The following is an 11,001-nucleotide window of genomic DNA, read 5'->3' as shown; positions in this document are numbered from 1 at the left end:
GCCCGACCCGGCCCCACAAGAGACCGAGCTTGCGATGGCGACGGAACAGGAACGCTCGAGCGTGCCCAACGTGGTGAAATTCGATCTCCCGCTTGTCGCGCCGGGATCGGTCATCGACGGTATCATCCTATCGGAAGTGACGCAGCTTTCCCCGGCCTTCCCCCCTGTCGACGGATTGCCGGAAGAATACTGGAAAGAGGTGACCTGCGCCAATTGTCACGAATGGACCCGGGACCGGCTCTGCGAACAGTCGAATGTCTACCTCAACCTGAGCGCCCAGAAGTCGCTCGAGAAACCGCATCCATTCAACGGCGCTCTCAAGCGAAACCTCAGACAATGGGCGGCAAGCGGGTGCCAATGAGACCGGACCGGCATCGCCTAAAGCCCGGCCTGTCAGCAAAGACATCACCGATGATATACCCTTGCAGGGCTTGGTGAACTGTAAACGAAGTGGCGCACCTGAGAGGATTCGAACCTCTGGCCTCTGCCTTCGGAGGGCAGCGCTCTATCCAGCTGAGCTACAGGTGCCTGATGTCTCTCTACACAGAAGGGATTTGGGGCGCAAATGCAAATGTGGCCCGGCATGTGTGTTTTCGCCGGGCCAGGATGCGGTCACGCGTCATGCGTTTCGGTCGCCCGAAACGCCTGCGGTTCACTGGGCCGCTTTCAACTCCAGGCGGCGCTGGTGGAGCACCGGTTCGGTATAGCCCGACGGCTGGTTTCGCCCGTCGAAGACCAGATCGCAGGCGGCCTTGAAGGCAATCGTGTCAAAGCCCGGGCTCATCGGCGTATATGTGGGGTCATCCGCATTCTGCCCGTCCACGACCCGGGCCATGCGCTGCATGATCTCCATCACCTCGTCTGTCGACACGATGTCATGGTGCAGCCAGTTGGCGATATGCTGGGCCGAAATCCGGCAGGTCGCGCGATCCTCCATCAAGCCGACATCGTTGATGTCGGGCACCTTGGAGCAACCGACCCCCTGATTGATCCAGCGCACAACGTAGCCAAGGATACCCTGCGCATTGTTCTCGACCTCTTTGGCGATCTGCTCTTTCGACCATTTGCGATAGCTGGCCAGCGGGATATCGAGGATCATGTCCACATGCGCCCGGCGTCCTCCGCGGCGCAGCTTGTCGTGCACGGCAAAGACATCGACCTTGTGATAATGCAGCGCGTGCAGCGTGGCCGCCGTGGGTGACGGCACCCAGGCGCAATTGGCCCCGCTCTTGGGGTGTTCGATCTTCTGCTCCAGCATCGCGGCCATCAGGTCGGGCATGGCCCACATGCCCTTGCCGATCTGGGCGCGTCCGGACAGGCCACATTCGAGGCCGATATCCACGTTGCGGTTTTCGTATCCACCGATCCATGCCTTGCGCTTGATGAAATCTTTGCGCGAGAACGGCCCGGCTTCCATCGAGGTGTGAATCTCGTCGCCGGTGCGATCCAGAAACCCGGTGTTGATGAAGGCCACGCGATGCTTTGCGGCACGGATGCACTGCTTGAGATTGACGGAGGTGCGCCGTTCCTCGTCCATGATGCCCAGCTTGACGGTGTATTGCGGCAAGCCCAGTGCCTGTTCGACGAAGGTGAAGGTCTCGTCGGCGAACGCCACCTCGTCCGGCCCGTGCATCTTGGGCTTGACCACGTAAACCGACCCGTGATGCGAATTGCGAAGGCCGTCGGTCTTGTCCAGATCGTGCTTGGCGATCAGCGCGGTGATCATCGCATCCATCAGGCCCTCAAAGATCTCGGACCCGTCTTTCAGCAAGATCGCCGGGTTTGTCATCAGGTGGCCGACATTGCGCACCAGCATCAACGCGCGGCCCTTGATCGTCACATCACCTTTCCCGTCAGGCGCGGTATAAACCGGATCCGGGGTGAGCGCGCGGTTGACCGTCTTGCCGCCCTTCTCGAAGCTGTCCGTCAGATTGCCCTTCATCAGACCCAGCCAGTTGGCATAGGCCAGTGTCTTGTCCTCGGCATCGACGCAGGCGACCGAGTCTTCGCAATCCATGATCGCCGACACCGCGCTTTCAAGACGGACATCCGCCAAACCGGCCTGATCGCGGCTGCCGATGAAATGCGTCCGGTCGAAAACCAGTTCGACATGCAGGCCGTTGTTGCGCAACAGCACCGCGTCGGGCGCTTTCGGATGACCTTTGTAACCGATGAACTTTTCCGGTTGCGCCAATGGCATGTCATCCACCAGCAGCGCGCCGCCCTGCACGTGATAGCGCCGCGCGTCAGCATGGCTTCCGCCGTCAATCGGGAAAGCGTCGTCCAGGAAGACCCGCGCGCGGGCCACAACACGGGCACCGCGCCCCTTGTCATACCCCCCCATTGGGGCCGGTGTGCCCATCGCGTCGGTGCCATAGAACCCGTCATAAAGACTGCCCCAGCGGGCGTTCGCGGCGTTCAGCGCATAGCGCGCATTGGTGATCGGCACGACAAGCTGCGGCCCCGGCACGGTTGCGATTTCAGGGTCGGTGTTCTTGGTTTCGATCTCGAAATCATCACCCTCATCCAGCAGGTAGCCGATCTCGGACAAAAACACCTTGTAGGCCTCGTGGTCATGCGGCTGGTTGCGGTGGCGGATGTGCCAGTCGTCGATCTTTTGCTGGATCGTCTCTCGGGTTTTCAGAAGCTCGGCGTTTTTCGGACCGAAGTCATGGGCCAGCGTGGACAGCGCGCTCCAGAACGCGTCAGCCTCGACCCCGGTGCCGGGCAGCGCCTGGCCTTCAATGAAGTCGAAAAGCATGTGGTCTATCTGCAATCCGTTGCGTTCGATCCGCGTGGTCATGGCTGGCCCTCTCACTGTATACCGTGGTTCTCAATTAGAAAGAATGTTTCCGATCCGCAACATCTTTGGTCAGGTTAGCTGACCAAAAAGCCTTTTTCGGCAAATTTGAAAGTGCACGCGCAGTGCCACGAGATCGCGTCAGGTTCTCTGCACGCCTAAGGCTTGGCCTTGGCGCGCCGGCAGCGATCCGAACAATATTTCACCTCGTCCCAGACCTTTTCCCACTTCTTGCGCCAGGTGAACGGCAGTCCGCAGGTCGCGCAGGTCTTGGTCGGCAGATCGGATTTCCTGCGCTGCTTGGGCATCAGAGGTCCAGTTTCAATTGCGCGTCATCGACAGGCTTGCGCCGCTGCTTTCGCGGGGCCCGGTCGTTGACGAACTGCCCGGCGCTGTCCTTGCGGCTGGCATGTTTGTCGATCACGCGCCGCGTTTCGCCCTTGTCGACATTGCCGCGCATGGAAAATATCGTCTGCCGCGCCGCGCGGGCAGCGTCGGCGACGTCCACGATCGGCTCGGGATAAGCCTTGCCCAGGAGGCGCCCTGCCCCGTCCCACATCCATGGCGATTGAAGATACCTGTCCGGCACCTCGGCCAGTTCCGGCACCCAGCGACGGGTGAACGCGCCAGTCGGGTCCTGGTCTGTCCCTTGCTTGACGGGGTTGTAGATCCGCGGCGTGTTGATGCCGGTGGTGCCCGATTGCATCTGCATCTGGCTCCAGTGGATTCCCGGTTCGTAATCCGTGAACATCCGTGCCAAATGGTTCCCGGTGGCGCGCCAATCGAGCCAGAGGTGATAACTCGCCACGCTCACCACCATCGCGCGCATCCGGAAATTGAGCCAACCCGTTGCGCGCAGCGACCGCATGCAGGCATCGAGAAACGGCACGCCGGTCTCGCCGCTCCGCCACGCGCGCAGGCGGCCGGGGTCCGGCTCTAGCGGCCGCATCCCTTCGTAGGCCCGATGCAGGCAGCGGTGTTCGAGCGCCGGTTCATCCTCAAGCTTCTGCATGAAGTGGTCGCGCCATGCGAGTCGGGATTGGAACGACTTGAGACTGCCGGCCCAACCATCACGCGGCCCGCCCTTGATCTCTCTTTGACGCGTGGCAGTTGCCTGCGCCACCTCGCGACCTGAAAGAGTGCCCAGCGCCAGATGCGGCGACAGGCGCGAACAGGCGATGGCCCCGTCCAGCGGCGACGACATCGCCTTGCGATAGGTCTGCCCGCGCTCGGTCAGAAAGCCCCCCAAAAGCGGCAGCGCAGCATCGCGCCCGCCGTCTTGACGCTGCGGGCAGTGGTCCGGCGGCAGCGACGACGGGACCGGATCGGATGGCAGGGTCACCGGTGACAGCCGGGACGGAGGTTCGATTTGCGCCTGCGCGGTAAAGCTGTTGCGCTGCCTGGCCCATCCATCGCGGCCCGACAGACGACGGACCACACCGGATTGGGGGAGTTCGGTCCACCGCACGCCCTGCGCCCGCGCCCAGGCCGCGACCCGCGTGTCGCGTGCGTAGGTCCAGCCGTTGCCGGTTTCCTCGTGGCTGACCAAAGTCCCGAACGGCATTGATTGGTGCAGATCCCGAAGCACTTGCACCGCATCGCCCACCCGGATCACCAGGTCACTGCCCAAACCGCGCAGTCGGCTTTGCAAATCTGCCAGGCAATCCTGCAAAAAAGCGAACTGCCGGCCCGATGTGTCGGGGAGCCTCCAATAATCGGGCTCGAGGATATACAGCGGCACGACATCTCCGAGCGCGGCCGCATGGGCCAGCGCCGGATGATCAGCAATGCGCAGATCGCGCTTGAACCAGAGAACCGATGTCATCTCGGGCAAACTAGGCGCAGCCAGCGCCGGGACCAGTGGGCGCAACCCGTTTCCCTTCTTTCAAATCCCCGCGTAGGTATTACCTCAACACAACGACACCCATTCGGAGGCCCCCAATGAAAGACGCCGCGCCCAAGACGATCCACCTCGAGGATTACACGTCCTTCGGCTTTGCCGTTGAAAGCGTGCACCTGACGTTCAAGCTGGCCCCGATCGCAACGCGGGTGATCAGCAAGATCGCGTTTGCCCCGAACCCGGACGCGACGGACAGGACGTTTTTCCTGCATGGCGAGGACCTCGACCTGAAATGGGCCAGGATCGACGGACAGAACGTCATGCCCGAGGTGACCGAAACGGGCCTGCGCTGCGCCGTGCCGGACAAGCCGTTCGTTTGGGAGGCCGAGGTCGAAATCAGCCCGCAGACCAACACCGCGCTGGAAGGGCTTTACATGTCGAACGGCATGTATTGCACGCAGTGCGAGGCGGAAGGGTTCCGCAAGATCACCTATTATCCCGACCGTCCAGACGTGATGAGCACCTTCACCGTACGGATCGAAGGTGAAGAAAAGGTGAAGCTGTCCAATGGCAACCCGGCCGGGCGCGGCGACACCTGGGCCGAATGGCACGATCCCTGGCCCAAACCCGCCTATCTTTTCGCGCTGGTGGCAGGTGATCTGGCAAACCATCCCGACAGTTTTACCACCCGGTCCGGCAAGCCGGTCGAGCTGAACATCTGGGTCCGCCCCGGCGACGAGGCAAAATGCGCCTTCGGGATGGATGCGCTCAAGAAATCAATGACTTGGGACGAAGAGGTCTACGGGCGCGAGTACGATCTGGACATCTTCAACATCGTTGCAGTCGACGACTTCAACATGGGCGCGATGGAAAACAAGGGGCTCAATATCTTCAATTCGTCCTGTGTCCTGGCCAGCCCGGAAACCAGCACCGACAGCAATTTCGAAAGAATCGAAGCGATTATCGCGCATGAGTATTTCCACAACTGGACCGGCAACCGGATCACCTGCCGCGATTGGTTTCAGCTCTGCCTGAAAGAAGGCCTGACCGTGTTCCGCGATGCACAGTTCACTGCCGACATGCGGTCCGAACCGGTCAAGCGCATCAGCGACGTGATCGATCTGCGCGCGCGCCAATTCCCAGAGGATCAGGGACCGTTGAGCCATCCGGTGCGCCCGGAGAGTTTTCAGGAAATTAACAATTTCTACACCGCCACGGTCTACGAGAAAGGCGCCGAGGTGATCGGCATGTTGAAAACGCTGGTGGGTGACGATGCCTATTTTCGTGCTCTTGATCTGTATTTCGACCGCCATGACGGTCAGGCCTGCACGATCGAGGACTGGCTTGCCGTGTTCGAGGAGGCCACGGACCGCGACCTGTCGCAGTTCAAGCTGTGGTATACCCAGTCCGGCACCCCCCGCATCACGGTGTCCGAGGATTGGGCGGACGGGGTCTATACCCTGACATTTGCGCAAAACACGCCGCCCACACCCGGTCAGGATGTGAAAGACCCCAAGGTCATTCCGATCGCGGTCGGCCTTTTGAATCCCAACGGAGACGAGGTCGTGCAGACCCGGGTTCTGGAAATGACCCAAGCCGAACAGAGTTTCCGTTTCGAAGGGCTGGCCAGCAAACCCGTCCCCTCGATCCTGCGCGGATTTTCAGCGCCGGTGGTGCTTGACCGCGCTGTCAGCCGCGAAGAACGCCTGTTTCTGCTGGCGCATGACACCGATGCCTTCAACCGTTGGGAGGCCGGGCGCACTCTTTGCCGCGAAAGCCTCGTGTCAACGATCCGCGATGGAACGGGGCATGACGATGCTTGGCTCGATGCGCTGGAAAAGCTGGTGCGGGATGAAACACTGGACCCGGCGTTTCGCGCGCTGATGCTCTCTGGACCGACGCAATCGGAACTCGCGCAGGTGTTGTTCGAACGGGGCACGACACCCGACCCGGATGCGATCTGGACCGCCACGGACAGCCTGCGGTCACATATGGCGCATCGCTGGCAAGGATGGATCGAAGACTTGCGAACCGCCATGGGGGTCACAACGCCCTATCGCGCAAGCGCCGATCAAGCTGGCAAACGCGATCTGGGCGCATCATTGCTGTCCTTGCAGACGGTTCTGGACGGCGGCGCGGCGGCGCAGGCGCAGTTCGACACGGCCGACAACATGACCTTGCAGTTCACCGCGCTCACCCAATTGCTGCGCGCCGAAAAAGGCGACGCCGCGATTGATGCCTTCCAGGAGCAATGGCACCACGACCGCCTGGTCATGGACAAGTGGTTCGGCGTGCAGGTCGGCGCGGCGAAACCGGACGTGGCGGTGGACGTGGCCCGGAAACTTGTCGACCATCCGGCGTTCGACATGAGCAACCCCAACCGCTTCCGCGCGGTGATGGGCGGTATCGCGATGAACCATGCCGGGTTTCACCGAAAAGACGGCGCGGGCTATGCCTTCCTGTGCGACTGGCTGATCAAGCTGGACGACATGAACCCGCAAACGACCGCGCGGATGTGTTCGGTCTTTCAGACGTGGAAGCGATATGATGCGCCGCGGCAGGCGCTCATCAAGGAGCAGTTGGAACGGATCAAGGCGAAACCCGGTCTCAGCCGCGACACTGATGAAATGATCACGCGCATCCTTGGATAGCCCGGCGACAGATGGCGGACCGCCGATTCTCGACCACCGGGTCAGTGCGCGGCGGCCGCGCGCATGTGCCATCGTGGCGCTGGTCTGGGTCTTTGCTTTGGTGCTTTGGCTCCGCCTGGACGCCGTCTGGTGGCTACCTGCGCTGATGGTCGGCCTGACCGTCCCGGCCGTGATCGAAGCATGGCGCAACGACACCTCGGGCCTCGTCTTGACCGGGCAGACACTGTCCTGGTCGAGCGCCCGCCAGTCCGGCACGGTCGCCGTTGCCGATGTTGACCACGTCCATTTCAACACGCGTCTGGATTTTGCCGTGTCCACGAAACTGCACCTGGTCGATGGAACGGTGCTGCGCCTGCCGATCGAGGTCGTGCCGCCCTACCCCGACCTTGTGACCGCCCTGGACGCTGCCGCCATGCGCCACGAACGCCATCATTTCAGTTTTTTCTGAGATTTTTCGGAACAATCGTCGTTTCGAGTGCGTTTTGACAAGTGGCGTGACTTTGCGCAAATCGTGACGACTTGGAAAAACGACTTGCTTCGCCAAAGTGAATGATTTGCGCTTGTCATGCCATTGTCACGCGCCTCTGTCAGGAGACAGCCCATGAAAGACCGGATTGACCCGCTGATCGAGGACCGTGCGCCTTGGTTGTTTCGTCCAACCCTCTCGGCCTCGCTGGCGCGGCCTGCCTTGAACACGGTGTTGGGCTACGATCGCACCGTGGCCTTGGCCGAAGCGGTGCAAGACCGGCCCTCGCGCGAAGTCATGGATATCATGGCAGACCGCCTGGCCCACAAGGTGGGGGCCTCCGGTCTGGACAACATTCCACGGCATGGCCCGGCTTTGGTCGTCGCCAATCATCCCACCGGGATCGCCGACGGCATCATCCTGCACGCCATCCTGAGGACGGTCCGCGCCGACACCTACTATTTCGCGAATCACGACATCCTGAAGGTGCTGCCGCAGATGACCGACATGATCGCGCCTGTCGAATGGCGCAAGGATCGGCGGAGCCACGCGAAGACGCGCGGCACGATGGTCTTTGCCCGCCAAGCGGTCAAGGATGGGCGGCTCGGGGTGATCTTTCCGTCCGGGCGTCTCGCCAAGCGGCGCGGGGCGCGGCTGCATGAACGGCCCTGGATGGCGTCTGCGGCGATGCTGGCCCGCAAGTTTGACCTGCCGGTGATCCCGATCCACCTGCAGGCGCGCAACTCGGCGCTGTTTTACATCTTTGATGCGATCCACCCGACGTTGCGGGACATCACCTTGTTCCACGAAACGCTGAACAAGTATCGCCAGCCCTACGGCATTCGCATCGGGGAACGGATTTCCCCAAAGGCGCTGCCCGAGAATTCAGAGGAGGGGATCGAACTGTTGCGCCGAGCCACCCTTGCCCTGGGCGAATTTTCCGATCGAGGCGTGTCGCTTCTGGATGCGTCGCGCTCACCCGTGGGCCGTGCCTGACTGTCGCTGCGCGACGAGACCACGCCATCCCGAACCGACCGAATGGGGCGAGCCACGGGACGCAGGGAACGCGAAAGCCCTGCGCAATAGGGCTGTTCGCGGGTCCAGGCCATCATGTCGTTGCGCTTTGCACTGCTGTGAAACGGCCCCCAATCCGCGGCCACCCCGCGCATGCCGTGAGACACGACACTGTCACGCGACACCGTCATCGCCATGATGCGCAAGGCGCATTGCAGGTTTGCCGACCCGCTTTTCAGCGCGCTGCGCGACGTGGCCCGACAGCCATACGCGCGCGCCGTGGCCGGCAGGATTTGCATCAAGCCGTACCACTTGCCGCCTCCGCCGACGGCTGTGGGACGAAAGGTGCTTTCATGCTTGGCCAGCGCCGACAGCAACCCGATCCAGAACGCCTCGCGGCCGCTTGCGTCGTTGGTGGTGTAGGCCGGGCACCAATCATCTATATCCATGGGCACGATCCGGGGCAGCGCGTTTGCATGGCTGCGCAACGCCGCACGTGCCGCGCGTGACCAGCGATCGGCCTCTCGCCGATGGCTCCAGCGCATGTCGGGCAGAGGTTTCACGGTGAACGTGCGTGCGACGGGCCGCAATGACACCGAGACCGCGCCGGTTAATTGCCCGTCAACGATTGTGGCAGAGTCGGCGCGCACCGGTTCTGACAAGCCCAGAACACAGGCGACCGCGCTTATGATCGCAAGGCGAAACATTCGCATGGATGTCCCCGATTTTTCGATAAGGATCAAGACAAAGTGCCATTCGGGTCGACCCACGCGCGATTTCCCGCCCGCCCCGGCGATGGCGACAGCAGGTGAATCCGGGCGGTTGCCGATGCCCGCGGATTACCGTGACGAAATCGTCTTGCCGCCCGAATTGCGTCACGTTCTTGGGGAATAAAAGACGGGCTTATCGATTTCTCGCAGTCCCGAAACAGTTCAACCCCAAAGGCGAACCAATGCCCGTTCTGGACAGTCTTTCCTCCTTGATACGCAAATCCCGCAGGACGGCCGAGGCCCCGATCAAGGCCGTCGCGGTTCTGAATATCGACGCCATGCAATCGCAACCAAAGCTATACCTGCCATTCACGGACACGAGCGCGGAAGAACAGTTGCAGCATGCGCTGTTTGAAACAGGACTCTACCTTGCACGGCAGGATGCCTGGGGCACCCTGGCCGACCGCATCCGCGCTGCGGATTCCGAACGCGCCACCACACCCAGCGGTGTCCCCGAAGCCGAGATCCTCGCCGAAGGCGCGCGCGCGGATGCGGTGACAGCGGCAACCCGCGCCGTCACGCTGGGCGATGAACTCGCAGCAGCGTCGATCATGAACGACATGACACTGGTGCTGGACGAGACCGAAAACGACTACGGCGTGGCCTATGTGGTGGCGATGGCCCATATCGACATTGGCTGGGGTTGGCGCGGAGAGGGCTGGCAACAGGATATTTCCGCCTCCCACCGGGCCGCGTTCTTCCGGCATTTCAAGCAGGCCGCCACGCTGATCGACAGCTATGATCCCTTTGAGCTGGATTCCCCGATGCTCGCTGCCGCTCGTTGCGCGCTGCTTACTGCCGAAACGCGCCCCAAAAGCCGCGCCAGTGACGATTACGAGGATCTGATCGACCTGGCGCCGGGCATAGCGAAATACCTGCGCGCATTGGGCAATCACATGCTGCCGCGCTGGTTCGGAAGCTATCCCCGACTGGATTACGAGGCCCGGCGCACGATGGACCGAACCTCGGACATCTGGGGGTATGGCGGCTATACCTGGACATATCTCGATGCGCTGCATGTCGACCCAGAGAGCTTTGCCCTGCTCGACCCGGACCTTTTCTGCAATGGCCTGCGCGATATTCTGGACCGGCAGACCGATCAGCACACGGCAAATGTCCTGGCAGCCTACACAGGCACCACGCTTGATCCGGAGGGCGTGAACACGGTGGCGCGGGCCCGGATTTCCGAGAGTTTCGACTGGATCGTGGCAGAGCATCTGCGCGAGATACATCCGCGCGTCTGGTATGCGGCCAAAGGCGTCTGGGCAACGCAGCTTGAGGACCACGACAAGCTGGCAAAAGGCCGCCAGCGCGCAGCCGCGGCGCTGGATCGGCATGCCCGCGGATTGCCCCCCAAAACGCGGCCCGACCTGCCCGACACCTGAGCCGCGGAAACCACGCCCGCGCCTCTTGCCCCCTGCCCCCCTCTGGCGTATGCCACATCGCGTTCATGCCAAGAG

Annotated in this window: 7 protein-coding genes, 1 tRNA gene and 2 pseudogenes; 5 read left to right on the top strand and 5 right to left on the bottom strand. The window is 62.1% G+C overall.

What is annotated here, in order from left to right; genetic code table 11:
• Nucleotides 1-361, top strand: a pseudogene (locus LCF59_RS11420) (peptidase C14, caspase catalytic subunit p20); the annotation flags it as partial.
• Nucleotides 362-451: 90 nt separating this feature from the next.
• On the opposite strand, the gene LCF59_RS11415 reads toward LCF59_RS11420, so the two are convergent.
• From LCF59_RS11415 to LCF59_RS11400, 4 genes are all read right to left on the bottom strand, one after another.
• Nucleotides 452-528 (bottom strand) — tRNA-Arg (locus LCF59_RS11415).
• 124 nt (nt 529-652) lie between these two features.
• Nucleotides 653-2,803 carry a malate synthase G gene (locus tag LCF59_RS11410; protein ID WP_292287600.1) on the bottom strand — a complete coding sequence of 717 codons (2,151 nt, stop codon included), beginning with the start codon at nt 2,801-2,803 and terminating at the stop codon, nt 653-655.
• A 155-nt stretch (nt 2,804-2,958) separates the two neighbouring features.
• Nucleotides 2,959-3,108: a DUF2256 domain-containing protein gene (locus LCF59_RS11405; RefSeq protein WP_292287599.1), complete on the bottom strand. Its 150-nt coding sequence runs from the start codon at nt 3,106-3,108 to the stop codon at nt 2,959-2,961.
• Nucleotides 3,108-4,670, bottom strand: coding sequence for an FAD-binding domain-containing protein (locus LCF59_RS11400; RefSeq protein WP_367273389.1), 1,563 nt, complete (start codon nt 4,668-4,670; stop codon nt 3,108-3,110). The genes LCF59_RS11405 and LCF59_RS11400 overlap by 1 nt, the downstream gene beginning before the upstream one ends.
• Before the next feature lie 71 nt (nt 4,671-4,741).
• Between LCF59_RS11400 and pepN the strand changes: the two genes are divergently transcribed.
• From pepN to LCF59_RS11385, 3 genes are all read left to right on the top strand, one after another.
• A complete protein-coding gene (pepN, locus tag LCF59_RS11395; RefSeq protein ID WP_292287597.1) occupies nt 4,742-7,291 on the top strand; it encodes an aminopeptidase N in 2,550 nt (849 codons plus the stop codon).
• Nucleotides 7,284-7,739: a hypothetical protein gene (locus LCF59_RS11390; RefSeq protein ID WP_292287595.1), complete on the top strand. Its 456-nt coding sequence runs from the start codon at nt 7,284-7,286 to the stop codon at nt 7,737-7,739. The genes pepN and LCF59_RS11390 overlap by 8 nt, the downstream gene beginning before the upstream one ends.
• A 153-nt stretch (nt 7,740-7,892) precedes the next feature.
• Nucleotides 7,893-8,753 (top strand): lysophospholipid acyltransferase family protein, encoded by an 861-nt coding sequence (locus LCF59_RS11385; RefSeq protein WP_292287593.1) that lies wholly within the window; start codon nt 7,893-7,895, stop codon nt 8,751-8,753.
• A 209-nt stretch (nt 8,754-8,962) separates the two neighbouring features.
• Here the strand turns inward: LCF59_RS11385 and LCF59_RS11380 are convergent.
• Nucleotides 8,963-9,220: pseudogene (locus LCF59_RS11380) on the bottom strand (transglycosylase SLT domain-containing protein); the annotation flags it as partial.
• A 503-nt stretch (nt 9,221-9,723) separates the two neighbouring features.
• Here LCF59_RS11380 and LCF59_RS11375 point away from each other — a divergent pair.
• Entirely contained in the window at nt 9,724-10,926 is a 1,203-nt protein-coding gene (locus LCF59_RS11375; RefSeq protein ID WP_292287591.1) for a hypothetical protein, read from the top strand.
• The last annotated feature ends 75 nt before the right edge of the window (nt 10,927-11,001 follow it).

The organism is Marivita sp. (assembly GCF_020055675.1).
Classification (GTDB): domain Bacteria; phylum Pseudomonadota; class Alphaproteobacteria; order Rhodobacterales; family Rhodobacteraceae; genus Marivita.
The sequence above is the reverse complement of the archived record's forward strand: the minus strand, read 5'-3'. Positions and strand labels throughout refer to the sequence as shown.

Bases quoted from the DNA above. Each gene is read 5' to 3' on its own strand.
- LCF59_RS11385 (WP_292287593.1), top strand. From the start codon at position 7,893: ATGAAAGACCGGATTGACCCGCTGATCGAGGACCGTGCGCCTTGGTTG.
- LCF59_RS11410 (WP_292287600.1), bottom strand. From the start codon at position 2,803: ATGACCACGCGGATCGAACGCAACGGATTGCAGATAGACCACATGCTT.
- pepN (WP_292287597.1), top strand. From the start codon at position 4,742: ATGAAAGACGCCGCGCCCAAGACGATCCACCTCGAGGATTACACGTCC.
- LCF59_RS11405 (WP_292287599.1), bottom strand. From the start codon at position 3,108: ATGCCCAAGCAGCGCAGGAAATCCGATCTGCCGACCAAGACCTGCGCG.
- LCF59_RS11375 (WP_292287591.1), top strand. From the start codon at position 9,724: ATGCCCGTTCTGGACAGTCTTTCCTCCTTGATACGCAAATCCCGCAGG.